At 31.1% G+C, this 17333-nt stretch carries 23 protein-coding genes; 1 reads left to right on the top strand and 22 read right to left on the bottom strand.

Features of this window, described 5'->3' with window-relative positions; all coding sequences use genetic code 11:
* Nucleotide 1: 1 nt before the first annotated feature.
* From LF887_RS20485 to LF887_RS20415, 15 genes are all read right to left on the bottom strand, one after another.
* The gene (locus LF887_RS20485; protein WP_236856122.1) at nucleotides 2-1438 is read right to left on the bottom strand and encodes an MBOAT family O-acyltransferase; all 1437 of its coding nucleotides are present in this window, start codon (nucleotides 1436-1438) and stop codon (nucleotides 2-4) included.
* 201 nt (nucleotides 1439-1639) lie between these two features.
* Complete coding sequence (locus tag LF887_RS20480) at nucleotides 1640-2167, bottom strand: hypothetical protein (protein WP_236856121.1); 528 nt, start codon at nucleotides 2165-2167, stop codon at nucleotides 1640-1642.
* A gap of 293 nt (nucleotides 2168-2460) precedes the next feature.
* On the bottom strand, nucleotides 2461-3636 hold the full coding sequence (locus LF887_RS20475) for a T9SS C-terminal target domain-containing protein (protein WP_236856120.1): 1176 nt from the start codon (nucleotides 3634-3636) through the stop codon (nucleotides 2461-2463).
* A 175-nt stretch (nucleotides 3637-3811) separates the two neighbouring features.
* Nucleotides 3812-4171, bottom strand: coding sequence for a hypothetical protein (locus LF887_RS20470; protein WP_236856119.1), 360 nt, complete (start codon nucleotides 4169-4171; stop codon nucleotides 3812-3814).
* A 2-nt stretch (nucleotides 4172-4173) separates the two neighbouring features.
* Nucleotides 4174-4728 carry an ADP-ribosyltransferase gene (locus LF887_RS20465; protein WP_236856118.1) on the bottom strand — a complete coding sequence of 185 codons (555 nt, stop codon included), beginning with the start codon at nucleotides 4726-4728 and terminating at the stop codon, nucleotides 4174-4176.
* A gap of 20 nt (nucleotides 4729-4748) precedes the next feature.
* Complete coding sequence (locus LF887_RS20460) at nucleotides 4749-5156, bottom strand: helix-turn-helix domain-containing protein (protein ID WP_236856117.1); 408 nt, start codon at nucleotides 5154-5156, stop codon at nucleotides 4749-4751.
* 153 nt (nucleotides 5157-5309) lie between these two features.
* Nucleotides 5310-5903, bottom strand: a complete 594-nt coding sequence (locus LF887_RS20455) for a hypothetical protein (RefSeq protein WP_236856116.1) — start codon at nucleotides 5901-5903, stop codon at nucleotides 5310-5312.
* 642 nt (nucleotides 5904-6545) lie between these two features.
* Nucleotides 6546-7040 carry a hypothetical protein gene (locus LF887_RS20450; protein WP_236856114.1) on the bottom strand — a complete coding sequence of 165 codons (495 nt, stop codon included), beginning with the start codon at nucleotides 7038-7040 and terminating at the stop codon, nucleotides 6546-6548.
* Nucleotides 7004-7432 (bottom strand): hypothetical protein, encoded by a 429-nt coding sequence (locus LF887_RS20445; RefSeq protein WP_236856113.1) that lies wholly within the window; start codon nucleotides 7430-7432, stop codon nucleotides 7004-7006. Before LF887_RS20445 ends, LF887_RS20450 begins: the two co-directional genes overlap by 37 nt.
* A 26-nt stretch (nucleotides 7433-7458) precedes the next feature.
* A complete protein-coding gene (locus LF887_RS20440; protein WP_236856111.1) occupies nucleotides 7459-8124 on the bottom strand; it encodes a hypothetical protein in 666 nt (221 codons plus the stop codon).
* Between the two features lie 231 nt (nucleotides 8125-8355).
* Nucleotides 8356-9009 carry a hypothetical protein gene (locus LF887_RS20435; RefSeq protein ID WP_236856110.1) on the bottom strand — a complete coding sequence of 218 codons (654 nt, stop codon included), beginning with the start codon at nucleotides 9007-9009 and terminating at the stop codon, nucleotides 8356-8358.
* Between the two features lie 45 nt (nucleotides 9010-9054).
* On the bottom strand, nucleotides 9055-9369 hold the full coding sequence (locus LF887_RS20430; protein ID WP_236856108.1) for a hypothetical protein: 315 nt from the start codon (nucleotides 9367-9369) through the stop codon (nucleotides 9055-9057).
* A 489-nt stretch (nucleotides 9370-9858) separates the two neighbouring features.
* Nucleotides 9859-10551 carry a hypothetical protein gene (locus tag LF887_RS20425; protein ID WP_236856107.1) on the bottom strand — a complete coding sequence of 231 codons (693 nt, stop codon included), beginning with the start codon at nucleotides 10549-10551 and terminating at the stop codon, nucleotides 9859-9861.
* 101 nt (nucleotides 10552-10652) lie between these two features.
* On the bottom strand, nucleotides 10653-10871 hold the full coding sequence (locus LF887_RS20420; RefSeq protein WP_236856106.1) for a hypothetical protein: 219 nt from the start codon (nucleotides 10869-10871) through the stop codon (nucleotides 10653-10655).
* Complete coding sequence (locus tag LF887_RS20415; RefSeq protein WP_236856105.1) at nucleotides 10865-11167, bottom strand: hypothetical protein; 303 nt, start codon at nucleotides 11165-11167, stop codon at nucleotides 10865-10867. The genes LF887_RS20420 and LF887_RS20415 overlap by 7 nt, the downstream gene beginning before the upstream one ends.
* Before the next feature lie 269 nt (nucleotides 11168-11436).
* On the opposite strand from LF887_RS20415, the gene LF887_RS20410 reads away from it, so the two are divergent.
* The gene (locus LF887_RS20410; RefSeq protein ID WP_236856104.1) at nucleotides 11437-11892 is read left to right on the top strand and encodes a hypothetical protein; all 456 of its coding nucleotides are present in this window, start codon (nucleotides 11437-11439) and stop codon (nucleotides 11890-11892) included.
* 292 nt (nucleotides 11893-12184) lie between these two features.
* Here LF887_RS20410 and LF887_RS20405 read toward each other — a convergent pair whose 3' ends face one another.
* The 7 genes from LF887_RS20405 to LF887_RS20375 all read right to left on the bottom strand — a co-directional run bounded on the left by LF887_RS20405 (nucleotide 12185) and on the right by LF887_RS20375 (nucleotide 17316).
* The gene (locus LF887_RS20405) at nucleotides 12185-12988 is read right to left on the bottom strand and encodes a GLPGLI family protein (RefSeq protein ID WP_236856103.1); all 804 of its coding nucleotides are present in this window, start codon (nucleotides 12986-12988) and stop codon (nucleotides 12185-12187) included.
* A 9-nt stretch (nucleotides 12989-12997) separates the two neighbouring features.
* Complete coding sequence (locus LF887_RS20400) at nucleotides 12998-13600, bottom strand: hypothetical protein (RefSeq protein WP_236856102.1); 603 nt, start codon at nucleotides 13598-13600, stop codon at nucleotides 12998-13000.
* Nucleotides 13584-14594: a hypothetical protein gene (locus tag LF887_RS20395; protein ID WP_236856101.1), complete on the bottom strand. Its 1011-nt coding sequence runs from the start codon at nucleotides 14592-14594 to the stop codon at nucleotides 13584-13586. The genes LF887_RS20400 and LF887_RS20395 overlap by 17 nt, the downstream gene beginning before the upstream one ends.
* Complete coding sequence (locus tag LF887_RS20390) at nucleotides 14569-14760, bottom strand: hypothetical protein (RefSeq protein ID WP_076508320.1); 192 nt, start codon at nucleotides 14758-14760, stop codon at nucleotides 14569-14571. The genes LF887_RS20395 and LF887_RS20390 overlap by 26 nt, the downstream gene beginning before the upstream one ends.
* On the bottom strand, nucleotides 14750-15700 hold the full coding sequence (gwsG, locus tag LF887_RS20385; protein ID WP_262912489.1) for a grasp-with-spasm system ATP-grasp peptide maturase: 951 nt from the start codon (nucleotides 15698-15700) through the stop codon (nucleotides 14750-14752). The genes LF887_RS20390 and gwsG overlap by 11 nt, the downstream gene beginning before the upstream one ends.
* Before the next feature lie 51 nt (nucleotides 15701-15751).
* Entirely contained in the window at nucleotides 15752-15931 is a 180-nt protein-coding gene (locus LF887_RS20380; RefSeq protein WP_236856098.1) for a hypothetical protein, read from the bottom strand.
* Nucleotides 15932-16737: 806 nt separating this feature from the next.
* Nucleotides 16738-17316 (bottom strand): hypothetical protein, encoded by a 579-nt coding sequence (locus LF887_RS20375; protein WP_236856097.1) that lies wholly within the window; start codon nucleotides 17314-17316, stop codon nucleotides 16738-16740.
* Nucleotides 17317-17333: the final 17 nt, after the last annotated feature.

The following is a 17333-nucleotide window of genomic DNA, read 5'->3' as shown; positions in this document are numbered from 1 at the left end:
GCTAAAACTGAAAATAAATAAACTGCTGATCTTTACCTGCAAACCAAAATATCGCAATAATGACCGCATAATACAGTGCATATCTTAATGGACTTTTCCATTTCATTCCCAACTTTGCAATAGCGTACTGCTCTTCTCTCCCCAGCCATTCAATAACCATAAAAATAATAATAAGAATAACTATAAAAAGGGGTCTGATGGTTGGGATGGAAAAAAGAGACTTGGAGAATATACCTGAAATATAGGAAAATGCGTGTGTTATATTTTCTGCTCTGAAAAATATCCACGCAAACACTGCCAAAGTAAAGGTGAGTGCCATTTGAAAAAACTCTTTCACTGTAGGCCATAAGTTGTCTTTTGCTACTGTTTCCAAATTATTACGATTGGTTTGCATTACAATGGATGGCATGATAAAAAGAGCATTTAAAGCTCCCCAAACAATAAACGTCCAGTTTGCTCCATGCCAGAAACCACTTACAATAAAAATAATAAAGGTATTACGGATGCGCATCCAGTTCCCCCCTTTGCTGCCTCCTAAGGGAATGTACAAATAATCTTTGAACCATGAAGAAAGAGAAATGTGCCAGCGCCTCCAAAATTCTGCAATGTCTCTTGAAAAATAAGGGAACGCAAAATTTCTTAATAAATCTATTCCGAAAAGCCTGGCCGTTCCTATAGCAATATCAGAATACCCTGAAAAATCTCCGTAAATCTGGAAAGCAAAAAGTACAGCTCCCAATACTAAAGTGCTTCCGGATTGATCTCCGGAGTTATTGAAAATCTGATTGGCAACTTCCGCACAATTATCAGCAATAACTATTTTCTTGAACAGTCCCCAGAGTATCTGCCGTAAGCCGTCAACTGCTTTTGTATAGTCAAAAGTTCGTTTTTTTTTGATTTGGGGTAATAGATGGGTTGCTCTTTCAATGGGGCCTGCAACAAGTAAAGGAAAGAAACTCACAAAAACGGCATAATCAACAAAGTTCTTTTCTGCTTTAATTCTGTTCTTGTAAATATCAATCACATATGAAAGCCCGTGAAAAGTATAAAATGAAATACCCACCGGAAGAATTACCTTTAATGTCCATGGATTTACCTGCAGACCTATATGAGAAATAGCTTCGGTAAAAGATTCTGCAAAGAAGTTATAATATTTGAATATCCCAAGAAATCCAAGGTTTACTGTTATGCTAAGCCAAAACCAAAAACGTTTTCTTTTTTGATTTTCTGCATGCTGCATTTTCAAGCCTGTAAAATAGTCCAGAAGGGTAGAGAACATGAGCAAAAACAAAAAGCGCCAATCCCAGCATGCATAAAAGAAGTAGCTGGCTATAAGTAAAAGTAGATTTTGAAGTCTGAGATTTTTGTTTGTTACAAACCAATAGAGCAGAAATACTATTTGTAAAAATAAGACAAATTGTATGGAATTAAAAAGCATCTTTTTATTTTGATTACATGGTTAGTTGATAGGAGGTTATACGAGTACAACAGCCAGATGTAGAAACGGAAAAAGAAGCGAAAAATTTTCTTTTTGCTCCGCTCTCCGAAGCCTCCGGTATTAGGAGCTGTTTATTTTACCCGTGCAGAAAAACCGGAATACTTTGCAGAGAGGAGCAATAGGGGAGTCAAATGTTCATCTTTATTCTTTTTTAGACGAATCTTCCGGAGCATTGGATGCTATGATAACCCCATAATCTTTATCTGTAATGTTATACTGTGATGATAATTCTTTTTTCGTTATAATATTGATTGTTTTGAAAACTTTGTCATCAATAAGAGCCAGATCTCCTTCAAAATTATTGGTTAGAACTTTTCCGTTATGGATGTACTGAAAAGTACTGTCATTTCCTTTAGATTCTAATAGTCCTGAAAATTCGGTTGATTTAGATTTGAAATATCTTAAAAATCTTTTTCTGGCAAAGTCCTTTGTTTCTATATAGATAGCTCCGTCTTTCCCATCTTCTCCGATTAAACTGGTCGCTTCGCCGGGATCATAAACAGACATTAAAGTGATTCGATTGGAATCAAAGGTTAAAATTTCAGATCTGTTGACCTTCACACTATCGATAAATGTTACGGGGTTTTTTCCAAGTTTATCCAGGCCATATTGAGAAGATTGTGCAAAGCTCATTGAGATGCAGAAAAATGTGAAAAATAAGTATTTCATGAATTAAAGAAATTAGTTTTTTTATTTAGAGTGCGCTAATTTACATAAATGTTACTTATTATCTTGAGGTTTTGGTGGACAAAATAAAGATGATGATTTAGAGTGTTGGGGTTGCTGCAATAAAAGATACATCAATGAATATTTAAATATGTTTTTGATGATATTTTTAGGTCTTTAGTCTCGCTTTAGGAACTTCTGTTTTATATTTTTTTTTGAAATGACTTAGAAAGAATATGGTAATGATAAAATGAGAAAATGATTCATGAAGTTGATCGTCATTCAAAGAGATACTATTATCTTACAATCCTGACCTTTTGTAAAAGTCCTTTCTGATTTTTATAAATAAAAATATAAGTTCCGCGCTGTACTCTTGATAAATCTATCGTTTTATTATAATAGGCAAAACCCTTGTTGATCTGTTTGCCATCTGTGGAATAAACAGTGTATTCAAATTGATTGCTGTTATTTTTATTACTGATTACAAAACCGTCTCTGGCTGCATTGGTGTACACCTTTGTCTTGTATACAGGAGCTTCAGGAGCTTCATTTGCGGAGAGTACAATTTCGTTAATATCTGCCACCTGTATGCTTTTAATAGCTGAGCTGGTGAGAGACGTTGTACTTCCACCGATGATGTATAGTTTATTATGATATATTTCCGCTGCAGAATGTCTTCTGGGAATCATATTGGATGATAGCTGATGCAGCTTATTGGTTGTCGTATCAAAATAGGCCAGAAAAGTTTGATTATTATAGCCGCCTACAATAAAAATCTTATTATCGGATACGGCTAATGAATGGCCGGATATACCAGAAGGCATCGTATATTGTTTGATCCAAAGATTAGTGTTGAGGTCATATACATTGATCAGACGTGATGAGGTACCGTTAAAACCACCAATTACATATAGTTTATCATTAACAATTTTACCCTTTGTTTCTCTGGCTGTAGGCATATCTGGTAATGGATTCCATGTATTGGAAGCAATATCGTAATATTGAAATTTATTAGAAAATTTAGTGGTTGCCGCTCCATTGAGTCCGCTGCCGCCAAACACATATATTCTGCCATTATAGATTGCAGAACCTGCATTTCCTGTATAGGAACGATTAACGGCTCCCTTCGTTATTGTATTGGTGGCAAGGTCTACAATTTCAAGATGGCTGTTTCCCCAACCGTTAAAAATATAAATTTTATTATTGTAAGTTTCGGAATTAGCAAATCTCTTGGGAAGCAGGGTAGCATTGAGAATACTCCAGCTGTTATCAGTAATATTATATTTTTCAATATACTTTGCATCACTTGCTTTTTCCTGATACCCATTGCTCACGTATATATTATCATCCACTATTACACTGGCTGCGGCACCTCTGCCTCCGGACATATTGGCGAGATTTCGAAAATTAAGTGTTTGTGCATGAGCTAAAAATGATCCCAAAAATGAAAGGAGTACTAATTTTGTTTTCAATGGTATATGAGTTTAGTATTTATAAGGGAAAGTTGGAGGGATAAAAATGAGCTGAACATAAGTAATAGAATTTGAAAGATAAAACCGCTCAGGAGATAGAGCGGTTATTATTAGTATAAAATTTCCAGATAGAATAGTAAGACTTCACATTGGAATAGTCTTTTTTCAGTACAGATTAATGTTTGCTTTTATCTACTGATGACATAAATTTAGCTCCTAATCTCTCAGAAATTTCAGCTGTATTATTGGTGTTTTTCTCTTTAATTAATTCCAAAAATTCATTTCTAAGATCCATTTCTGAAATCAAATTAATAGCAGCAACTTTTTCTCTTTTGTTGGTTAATAAATCTTTTGATAATAAACTTTTAAGAAAATCTATTAGGTGTAAATTGATTAACTCTTTATGGTTGATAAAATCATTGTTTTTATATTCAGATTTAATATTTCCGAACATAAAAATGTCTTCCAAATTCTCAAAAAAATCAGAGTCATTTTTGAAATTTGTATTTTTATAGTATTCTTTTATTAAATCCATTTTTATACCTCTTCTAACGTTATCGTAATTTTATTTTCTGCTTCCTTGATGTCTAATACTTTAAATCTTGAACCCGATTTAAATACAATTTCTTTTTCGTTTTGTCCGCTATCTACTCCAAATTTAGCGATTTTTTCAATATCTTTTCCTCTTTTTGATAAAATTATGAATACGGGGCTGTTACTGAATTGAAGTGCCAATAGTATTGATTTACTGCAAGATAAAAAAGATTTCTCAATAATAATGCCATTGTTCTTGAATGCTGAATAATATTTTTCAAGATCTCTTTTTGGACACCGAATGGTACGGTAACAAAGAGCTTGGTAATCGGGTAATTTATCTAAGCTATAATTTAAAAAAAGTCCAAAATCATTTATATCTTGTCCATTTCTTAATCGTTCATTTAAAGAGTCATATCCTGAATCTGTGTAGTGATAAATAATGGCTTTTTCATGAATAGTTAACCCATTCTCATATCCTGCACGTTTTGATGTTGAGATTTCTCTCAATTCTGCGGATAAATTTTCACTGACATATTTAATGAGGGCACTGTCCATATCCTAATAGGGAGCGTTTTTTATTTCTGAATCAACTGCTCCAGTCTGGTCATCATCTCATCTTTTTCTTTCAACATTCTTTCGTACAGCGCAATTTTTTCTTCGTGTAGTTTTAGGACCTGCTCAATAGGATTGAAAATAGGATTATCATTTTTCTGATATCCAATGCTATGATCTCCAAAAGTATTTGCAATTATATTTACAGCCTCTTCTTCATCCATATTCTCAATAGCTTCCACAGGAACTTTCAGAATCTGAGAAACCTTTTCTAAAATATCCTCTTCTATCGTTTCTTTCTGCTCCAAAAGTGAAATCTTCTTCTGGTTCCAGTCTTCACCAAGATCAAAAGCCAAAGCATCCTGCTTGATGCCCATCATCTCACGAAAACGCTTGATATTTCTCCCCTGATGTATTTTTTTGTTTTGCATATTTGTGTACGTTATAGAAACAAATATAAGTAAAAGTTGGGGGATAGGAAATGGGGGAGTGGGGATAATTTATCTCGTTTTAAAAAAGGATTTGCCTGTATATTGAAAAAATAAAAAAACTATTAAAAATAGAGCGGTTATCTATCAAATGGATTATTTATTTTCTCGTAGTTTCTTATTTTTAAGAGTTATTCTCTCTATCCATTGCTTTTGTTTTGCTGATAATTCCTCCATTGCAAACGGTTCTAGGAATACAAGTTTAGCTGCCAATTTTTCATCCGAAACATTTAATGCTTTTTTATATACAGAGTCACTGTAAAGGTCTTTCTTTTGATTAAGTACGGATAAATTTAATTTTACTTTTAGACTATTTGAATAATATATTTGATTTTTGAAAAGGAATTTTATTCTAATTTCAGTAGACGATTTTCCTTTAGTGAATTGTATTTCGGTTTGTTTTGATTTCTCTGGAGGAATTGTAGCGGATTCAAAATAGCTATTTCCACAGGTAGAGTATCTCCAAAATTCAATTGGTTTCCAGATTCCAGAGCTACTCTTCATTTCTTTAATCATATAAAACTTTGAATCTTGTGTAGGAATAAATAATGAATCTTCAGTCATGTTTTTTATTGAAACCGATATGATCGAATCATTTTTCACTTCTGCAAAAGTTTTTACAGACTTACTTTTTTGCCCTAAAACCCAAATGTTAAGAAAAATTGCCAGAAAAGTAGTTAGTAATTTCATGGAGGTATATTTTCAATAAAACTAAACTAATGAAAATTTATTTTAGAAATGAATTTATTAAAGAAAAACGGTTTGATTTCCCCTTGTTTTTTGAAGTCTTTTTACTGTGAAGTATGTTCTGAAAAAATAATTTATTCGTTTGGTAAGGAATTCAAAGTCTCTGGCTTTTTATGATTTATTTTTTTTGCGCAAAGTCAGGAGACTTTGTGTAGCGGGGTTTATCCTGATCTCTTATAATATAACCTTCTTTCATTGTGTTTGTTTTATTATAAATATATAAATTTTAGAATAACTATTCAAGGTCTTACTATACAAATAAAATCAACCTCTAAAGATTGACTTTGTTATATTGCTAGCTCAAAGTCTGGAGACTTTGCCAGCTGGTGTTTCGATTTAGTTTTTGATGGAGTATGACTATTGCTTTTTTATAATGACAGAACAAAGTTATGAAATTATAGCACGCATATAAAAGATTTTGAATAGTACTGCTGTCTCCCTAGCTCTCGCACAAATCCTTTCGTCTGGCTATAATGAATTAGTAATTATATTATCTAAAATCCAGGCTACACGATACATTCATACGGCAGGAATGGAGATTTTGTGCAGCTGGGCAATGATTTTCAACTAGCGGGAATTACTTTTTTAGTGTGTCCAATTTTCGAGGCTGCTGTTCTTATCTTGCCAAATTTCTAAATAAATATCTTCAGCAATAGGTTTTCCCTTATCTTTTATAATATCAAACTGAAGATTACTTAAAGCACTTTTAATTTTTTGGATACAATAGTTATATTCTTCTTTTTCAAAATATTCATCGATTTCTTTTTCCGAATATGGCATTCTAACATTTGAAATTTTGCCATCTTTCCCAATCGTTATTAAATATTTTCCTGAACAGTCATTTTCCCATTTTTGCTTTTTCAGTTGTTTAAATAAAATATCAGAAATTTTTGTTTTATCTATTCGATTGATTCCTTTTGGGATCTTTTGGTAGTTATGAGCGATTTGTTGTTTTATTAAATTTCCATTTTGAAAATCTAATAAAGTTTCGTATTCAAAGATTCTGTAAAATACACCATCCCAACGGATTTCTTTATTATCTTTTATTTTTTTGGAAAATTGATCACTCCCGAAAACCAATCAATTAAAACGCGGTTATTCCGGACATTATTTCCAAATATTTCCGTTATTTTTCTTGTGGATTCTTCTATATTAATTTTGGATTTGCCTTGTAATTCTCCACACGAAATAATTCGTGTTAAATATAATTTTTCATCTATAACTTCATAAATTGCTTGATAACCTCTCCAACAATTTAAAGGAACTCCAAAACTTTCACGATTTCTAAAACTTAATCCGAATAGTTGATCTTTCCCAGGATTTATTTTCTGTAAATATTTTTCTAGGATTAGATTGTAAGTTGGAATTGTATCATTTTTATAAATGATATAATCCGGCATTTGTGGACTTGCAAGAGTTTTAATTGAAATAATGATGAGAATTATAACGATGATTTTGTATACTGTTTTCATTAGCAGTTTTTTGTACAGAGTCTTATCTATTTCCCTACAAATAATTTAAATTTCACTATCTCGTTTGGAGCTTCAAGAAGGATCCAGTAAAAATTATTTTCTTTATTTATAATTTCATAAATATATCGATCTTCCTTCTTGCTGAAGTTCTTTTTAATATTATTATTACTTTCAATAAATTCCAGTTCGAATTTATTTTTACCGATCCATTTATAGTATAATTTTGAATTTGTTCCATTAGGAAACGTTTCTATCCAAAAGGTATTGTCCGTTTTTACTATTGTCTTTTTATCACCATCATATTCCAAATAGTAGAATTCACTATTGTTCTTAAATTTATTGATTTCACTTTCAGATATTGTAATGTTTGGGCGTACATTCAGCCTCACCCAATTATCACTTTTTACAGGATCTGTTTTTTGCAGATAATCTCTAAAGTACTGACATCTTTTTTGAAATCTGAAATATAAATGATCAATTTTATCCTGACGTTCTGAATCTGAAAACTGAGTGAGATAGGGAAGAATAAATTTATTGTTTATGCTTTCTATTCTTAATGAATCACTAAGGTCTTCAGTTTGTTTGAGATCTGAACACATTTTATCAATCATTTGGTCGGCTGTATCCGAATGATTTTGCGGATATAAAAATGTTGATAGTAATAGAGCAATTATTAGAATTGAGTTTCTCATGATAATTAGTTTTAGCTTTCTGTAGCTCAAATCTACGAATTGCAATGATATTCTACTTATAACGTGGATTTTACTTTATAAAAAGGAAACATATCTGAAGCCTGTAGACTTCGGATGATTTATTTGTCTGATTCAAAAGTTGGGAGGCTCTGTATAACCTTATGATTATTAATTATTTGTTATTGTTTATGATTTTTAGCATAAGCTCATTATTTCTCTTTTTGGCTTCTTCTATTGAGTTGAAGTTATGATAAAATTTATTATAACTAGAAAAAATAAACGGTTCTGTACAATGAACATATTTCCAATTGTAATCATATTTTTGGATGTATTTTCCTTTTTGATGGTTATGAATGTAACATATTGCATTGAATTCTTAGATAATGAATAGGTTTCTATTATTACCGGTTTCTCAAAAACATTTTTTTCATTTATATTTTCTAGTCTTTCTTTTAGCGCTTCCCACTTATCAGAATTTAAATATTTTTTGAGATAATCTTCATTTACTTCAGTAAAATAAGAAGTGTCTACATCTTTATTTTCATTGTGATTGGTAACATAGATCTGAAAAAAATCATCAAATTGATCTTCCCATAAGACTTGTAAATTTTTATATATTTTTTTATTTACATAATAAGCAACAAGAGTATTTCCAGGAAAATTCTTGCTTTGTATATAATCTTTGGATGTTGTGTTGTGAATTATATTATACATTCCTGCAATTTTTGGAATACATAAGCTTGCTTTTCCAAATTGAAAGGTATTTTCACAATTTTTATCACTGGGATTTATATTAAAATGATCGTAATGATCCACATTAGTGTTTGAATTGGATTTTGTACAGCTGATGATAAGAATCAGAAAAAGCAGCTTTAAAAATTTCATTGTATTATTCTATTTACATATATATATCATTTACTGATATTCTCACTATCCAAAGTAATGATGGCTTCGGATGATTTGTGTTTCTAACTCAAAGTAGAAGGGCTTTGCATCACTTGCTTTTTCCTGATAACCATTGCTCACGTATATATTATCATCCACTATTACACTGGCTGCGACACCTCTGCCTCCGGACATATTGGCGAGATTTCGAAAATTAAGTGTTTGTGCATGGGCTAAAAATGATCCCAAAAATGAAAGGAGTACTAATTTTGTTTTCAATGGTGTTATGATTTGGTGATTGGTTCTGGCTTTGTCCAGGTTGTCGATATTGGGATAAGCTCCCATGTCTCCACACTGCAAAATAAAATCAATGGTATTTCTTTTTGGTAGAGATCAACCAATTTGAAAGGCAATAATATTTTACCGTGTATATCAGAAAAAATGGCTACTCTCATGTTATTTATCAGTTTTTATTAAACTACCCATAGGATCCTGAAAATGTCCGTACCTCAAAGCAGGTGTTAAAAGTACTGTTTTTATTTTAGTGGCTCAGAGCCGTGATACTTTGCCACCGTCTGGTAATTGCTGCTAAGGATTAATAAGGCAATTATTATTTATTTTTGTGAACTTCAATTTTTTCTAATAACCATTTTGCTGGGTAGTCACTACCTTCTTTTAAATACTCATAAATAATTTTGGTTTCTTCAAGCGATCTGCTTTTTATCCTGTTTCTCGTTTAAAATTTTCAAAATTGTCTTTTTCCATTATTTAATCAGATCTTTTTATATTCAAATAGTATGATCTTTTTATATAAATTAAGGATCAGTTCAATACTCATCTGTATCTAAATTACGATTCATACTCATTAATCTGAACTTTCAGCCAATTTTCCAATTCAGTAAATCTCCCAATTGAAATGTACTTCTTATGATTGTTAATGTTGGCTAGCAACTCTTCATATTCTTCTATTTCGTACAGCTCATTTGGATTGTTTCCATACTCTTTTAATCTATTATGTAATAATATCAATTCATTTGCTTTTTCAACATAAAAATCGGCAATGAGTTGTGTGGAAGATGTATAGTTTGCCAGTAGATAATCTTCGAAATTATAATTCCAGGAGGAGAAGTTCTCCGTACTTTTGAAATGTAATTTTCCATTTTTAATTTCGTATCGGTTGATTATAAAATCCCAGATTACATAAAATAAGGTGTCTTCCAAATAGGGAGACATCTCATGTATCAATTCGTCGAAATCTCTTCCAAAACCATTTTTACTGCCATCCTGTATTGATATATATACGCCGGGCTCTTCAAAATCAATTATTTTTTCTTTTGCGTAAAGTGCATATCTTCTGACTTTTCCATTATCAGAATGGGTTACAAATGTATTTGAAAAAATTCCCTGTCCTTCATTATACAAGTCTCTGTTGATAGCATATTTTTCTAAGAAAAGAGTTTCCTGGTCTTTCCTGACGCGCAGGATGGCACCACAAGTAAGGACTTTCGGTTGCAGCTGATAGACTTCGTGCAGGGTTCCCATTTTAATTTTTATATTTCTGTTTATTAGAAAGGTAAAATAAAGCATAAAACCAAAAAGATCAAAATAATTTTTTGTTTTTTACGGTCACTTTTGGGATTTAATCATTCAATTCTATCCAAATGCTGTTTTCTCATCAGTTCAATGATCGGAACGAATAGATTGATAGCTACTGTTGATGCTTTCCAGGTGTAATTAATATTTTCATTTGTAAGATTGATTCCGAATTTCCATTCAGAACCATCCAAAACAATTGCTTTCTCATCGCTTATACTTTCCGGCAGTTTTATTTGCTCCAACAGTGAAAACTGTTCCCTCAACATTGCTTTATCTGTTGTGGATTTTTTTTTTTTTCGTCCACTATGATCCTGAGTCTGTCCAGATTATAAATTCCAAGAGCCCATTGCGTAAGGTTGTATGATGTATCCCACTGCCTGAATTTCGAATGGATAACTCCGTCAGGATTTTCAGCTAAAATTATTCTATACGGAAACCCCTTAATGGGTGGTAACTCTGAGAAATAAGCAATTATTTTTTCTCCCGGCTTTAACTCAAAATTTTCTATTTCAATTTCAGCCTGATTCATAAGTGCTTTTATATCGTTTGAAATTCTTTCCATTTCGTCTTTTTTTGAAGTGCAGGATATCTTAGCTGTCCTGTAAAGGTTTTAAAAATACTGTTTTTGTTTTATGTATCGGATCAGAATCGGGAGACTTTACACAGCTGGGGAATATAAATATGAATAATTGTCGTTTCATGGCTGTTTGTATTATTTTTCTAACCACCAAATTTAATCATTACATCATGGTCATACTTATTCAGTAATGTTGTTCTTAGCTCGTAAAATTCCATAAAATATTCATCTATTTTTTTCCTCTCCTTTCCAGAATGAGATGGCAGTTAAACTCCGGAATTTCCGGCATGGATAAAAAGCTGAATGAAGCCGGAGAGCTGATCGATCACAGCCTGAAGGAACTCAGGGAAAGCGTTATGAATATAAGGGTTGGAATTTCTCCGGAAGACCTGAAGAAATTGGAATCGTACAAAGATTATTTTAAGCATTATAAACCTGTGCTGTATATTTCTTTGTTTGTGATGATATCAGGTTGGGGACTGGCTCTATTTGGGGGGTATTCTGGACTAAAATATTATAAAGAAAGTGTTAGGACAAAACAGGAGATCAAGGGCGAAGTTCTTCAGGAAATTAACCAGGACGGAAATGTTATCGTAGAAAAAGCTAAATGGGATAGTTATGTACAGCAGTCGCAGGTTCTAAGGGCGTGGCAGAAGTCGAACCCGAAAGACAGCGAATCGCTTACCAACTATTTTAAAGGATATCAGTAATTTAAGAAAGGGAAGGAATAAGAGAATGTTTTTCCGACTATTAAAATCGGCTTCGCCTACTCATGTATTTTTCAAAATTATAAATTTTATCAAAATACATTCGGGAGAAAATACATAAAAAAGCTCCTACAATAACTGTATGAGCTTTTTTATGCACAGTGGTCATATAACTGTAGAATCTTGTACGTTAAGGATAAAATCTATCAAAAGATTAATATTATGCTCAGGACACCTGGTTACTTTCTCAGGATTAGGCCAAATTTAAGGGGGCAGCCTTATTTCGTGAGCTTCCCTATGGATATTTGATAGCTTCCGAGAGTTCTATAGGATTATTATTATTTTTTAAAAGCTTTTGTTTAAATTCAGTAAGTTGCTTAAAGTTAGGGGTTACTACTCTTCCTGATTCATCCACAACCTTCATTACAGCTTTTCCTGCCTTGAGTTCCTTGTAAGGATCATTATAATAATCCAGATAAAGTTTGTTTAATTGTTTTTGAGTAACCGGAATGAAATCGGTTTCCATATTTACTTCTCCATTATCTTTTTTAAGTTCAGTCATGGTAAAAATATAATTATCTCCTGAATCTCTTATGTCTATTATAAGACCAGGCAAAGAATTAAAAACATAAGGTCCTTCTTGGAAAGGAATTTCTTTAGCAAACCACGCTGTCCAATCTCTTCCCTTATAATGTAAAGTAGCTTTCTGGCAATTTATATTATCAATATTTTTGGTTTCTTCTGTAATTTTCCAATCTAATTTAGGACAGTCTTCTTTCAGAGAATACCTATCCAATCCAATTATATAATATTTTTCTATTTTATTCTCTTTTTTGTTTTTTGCTATCATAAAATCAAAATCCGCGGATTTTGTCCGAACATCTACATTATGAAGAGCTAACGAATCTATATGATATAAATCGTAAGAATAAAATTTCGAAATTTCATCTTTGACATCTAATAACATTTTTTTATTTGCTGATTCATTTTTTGTAGAATCTATTTTATATGTCATCTGATAATAAATCCTATATGTCTGGCCCTGAAAAGCAGTAAGGCATGATAAAATAAAAAGGAAAGTTAAAATATTTTTTTTCATAAAGTTTTTTTAATTAATAGGTTCTACATATCCGTCCCATAATAAGTTATTATTTTCAAAGAACATATCATTAATTTCTTTGTTAAAGTTTTTATAGTTGGGATCTTTAGGATAGTTAGGATTATTTATTGCTACAAACCTTATCACTCCGCCATCAACTTTTTTGAACAAATCAAAAACCTGAAATTTTCCGAAAGAGTAACGAGAAAACACTTGATTTAAATCTTCTTTATGTGGTATTTCAGAATATCTTTTTTTCACTTCTTCAATAGAAACTCCTTTATAATAAAAGCCTAAAATATTTGAAAATGTAGGCTGATAAGTATACATAAATAAAAATTGCTCTGTATAATTTTGCGGAATATTATGATATAACAATTTTCTCATTTCTGAGGAAGTGAAATATATATATTGTTTATCCACTTTGTTATACACATAATCCCCATAAGTATAAAAATCAATTTGGTTTTTCCCTTGATCAAAATATAATTTAAACTTGCTATATGATTGATTATCAGATTCAACTCTTTGCTCTTTTAAAAAATAATAATTTTGACAACTCGTTAAGCAGAATAAAGCTAATATACTTATATGTTTAATGAATCCATTCATTGGTGTGAATATTATAATTACAATTTACGAAATATCCTTCTCTTTCCGGTATATATTCTGGGATGAAGCTTGCAGTACAGGCATATCTTAATTCACAATCTTTACATGGGTGAATTTTATCCCTATTTATACTCCATAATTCAGAGAGGATTGATAAACTTTCTTCTATCTCTTCTTTTGACCCTAAAAATATTCCATAATCTTTTTGATCTACGGCATTTAACCTTATTCTCCCCAAATGATCTACGAGGATAGTTTTGTATAGGCCAAGATTAAATTTTTTTGCTGTAAGGAATGCTCTATGATTGATAGCGATTGTATCGATACTCGATTTTGGAACAAATAAATTACTTTCATCTTGCTTTAAATAATATAAATTTATCCTACCGTAGTTATCTTCCTTCGAATAAGGCGATTGATAAAAATAGATACTTTTTAATCTTTGCTCTTTTAATACTACAGAGGCAGTAAAATTTTCCTGGTAGGGCAATGATACAGATAAATCTGTAACACAAGATTTTTGAAGAGAATTCAGTACATTATGGATTTTTTTTACATCCACATTAAGTGAAAAATGGAAATGTAAACGCTTAACTCCCAAATAATCAATTCTATTCGAAATATATTGCATTTTGTCTATTAAATCATCTGATACAATAATTGTAGCAAATTCAATTTTTGAGACATCATCATTAAAACAATCATCTGAAAGATTTGGAAAATGATCTTTATATGCGAAAAAAATAAACTCTTTTTCAATCAGAAACTCTATGTATTCCTGCGCAATATCATCATCTTTCCATTCTTCTATAATATTCATTATAGTTTTAGAATGAATATTATAAATAAAATCAATCAGAGAATTGGGAACCCGTTCAATATCATCCCTTTGCAAATCATAAATAGCCCCTAATTGAATACCTTTCACCGGAATACAACATGCAAAAAAAAAGCATTTTTTATTAATATCAAGGTTTAGGTGGGCTAATTCCATCTTTATAAGGTTTTAAACAAAAAATTTCTGACTGATACTTTTTAGCTTCAATTTTTCTTAGTGACTGTGTTACTAATTTATTATTTTCAGTAACCTGGGCAAAAATAACCGGAAGCAATTCTTTTTTATGCGGGTTAAGTTCCTGCAGTAAGCTCTTATTCATCATTCATTTTTTTTAATTGTTTTGCTATTTCATAATGCAGGTTATAGTTACAATGATAAGATGTCATTCTAAATTGTCCTGAAGGATTAATTTCTAAAAAATAATATTCTCCATCTACCCCCTTTATAATATCAATAGAACCTGTATCTATGTGACATGCTTTCATTAGTTGGCAGATTTTGTGGTTAAGATCTTCAGGTAATTGGTAAGGGACAAATCGATTCGGTTTATTCTGGTTATAATTCCTGAAATCTACAGAAGTTTGCTCGTCATTTTGAGAGAATACAGCCATAGGATAATTTTTCCCATTTAAATGAAAAATCCGAAGCTCATATTCTTTGTAAATATGTTGTTGAAATAAACTTGGGAAAAAGGAAACAGTAGAATTATTATATTCTACTGTCATTAAAGGAAATTTTTTTTGATTATGGCTGATGACTGCCCCTTCATTAACAGCTTTAGTAATCCAATCTTTCTTCTCTGTATCAAAATTATTTGCAATTACTGTAGACGGAATCTTTAATCCTATATTATTTGCTATAGCCAACATTTCAATTTTATTTAATCTGTTGACTTTTGAATGATGATTTATCCATTTTTTATCATTCAAAAAATATAGAATTGTTTTTAAAATACCATAATACTCTGAATGTAAATATTGGAACATTTCATTTGAAATATTCTGATCAAGCAAATCTTTATATTTGTTAAAATTGCCCCATTTTCTATACCATACAGCTCTAACTTGGCTCAAATCCACACTTCCAAATAATTTATTCTCAACAGTTAATGAAGTGGGGGAAGAAATTTTATAATATATTTTCGTTGTTCCATTAAATAGATCGACATCATTAATACGAATACAGGATTCCCCCATATTCGCTAAATGTTCCATAACAACATTTGTGTCGTCATCATGTGTAGTAGATAAAATTAAAATCATAATAAAAAAAGGGCTGATTCTACAAAGAAAAAGCCCTGATATAAATTGTAATTAACACCCGTCAGATGCACCAGAAGGAATAACTACTGAAGCTAAAACATAGGGGTCATTAGCTGTTCCTGAACCACTACATACGCCCTCAGGAAGAAGGCTTTTTTTACCGCCATGAAGTAGTTTTAGGCTACCTGTATTAAGTACTTTACCGTTTTTTAGTGACGTTAATTTTTTCATAACTGAATTTGTTTAAAGGTTTAGAAGTTAAAAATATAAAATTAAAAGTAATTAACTCTAATAAAGTGTGAGTTTTTTATTATGTTAAACGACTTGTACAAAGGTATATACATTAGGCGACAAAACCTGTCGTATTTTTTTACTTATTTTGTACTGATCGAAAGTAGACAATTATTTTATATAAGTTTATAACGTATATTTCTAATTTTCAGAAAAAAAATTCTTAATTATTTATCTTTACAGTATGATAATAGGTGCAAAGCTTAAACAAGCAAGAGAAAATAAGAGGATGAGCCAGGTTGTTTCTATAAATTTGTTTGCATTTACATCAAGAATATACCTTTCATTATTATTTTGTTGGATATAGAGCTGGTTATCAGATACGAAAAAATCTAAATAATAACTACGGGAAAGATCTTCAGGTAGTATTACAGTCCCTAGTATTTCTCCCAAAATGTTATATTTTACCAAATATTTTTGGGAATGTCCCATATAATATAATTGATCTTCCTGAAATATAGAATAATATTCATTCTTAAATTTTAATGAACTTATCATCTGGATTCGGGAAGCAGGTCTGAAAATATCACGAGTGTTGATTTGAATGAAACGCTCGTTAATATTGAAAGTTTGGCTGCTGACGTTAAAAAAAATAATACGGTAATGTAAGTTAATAGATAATTTAAAAATTTCATGATATTTAAATATTAAGAAATTTTTTTAGTAAAATTTCTAATTTGTTGATTTCTGGGCTATAAATATTATTTGCTCAAACTCGGGAGACTTTGCGGATCTGGGTAGTGTTTTTAAGTGATAAAAGTATTGATCACCTTTTTTACCATCCAATTTCCATCTTTTTGTTTTTCCAGAAGATAGCCGAAACCAATTCCAAAAGAAGAGTCAAAATATCTGGATTCTATATAAGCATGTCCGTCTTTGAAGTACACAGGATTGGAAAATTCACAGAACTTTACACGATTATTAATATCTTCCTTAGTGGCGAGTTTTATATTGGGGTTTATTTTACGATCAACTTTCAGAGAATCAAAAACATATTGGTTTTGTTGTAACAGATGCAAAGAATCAGATTTTCTTTCTTCTGATTTATTGTTCTTAAAATCAAGCAAATGAACAACACTTTTATTAAAAAATGGTGGTGGGCCCGGTTCTTCTCCCAACATTTCTTTTGGGCTGGGAGTATAGATTTTTAATTGTAGCAATTCAGGATTAACTAAATAGGGATTCTCTTTTGAAGCATTACGATTGTATTCGTATTTCAAAACAGCATTCACTATTTTGTTTAGTTCTGTTTCTTCTTGTTTTTTACTTTTAGAACAGCTTACTGTAAAAAGGACAACAATTAATATCCAAAATATTTTTTTCATTCCATTACCCTTTTGGT

Source organism: Chryseobacterium sp. MEBOG06, from assembly GCF_021869765.1.
Taxonomy (GTDB): domain Bacteria; phylum Bacteroidota; class Bacteroidia; order Flavobacteriales; family Weeksellaceae; genus Chryseobacterium.
This window is presented reverse-complemented; position numbering and strand designations above follow the sequence as displayed.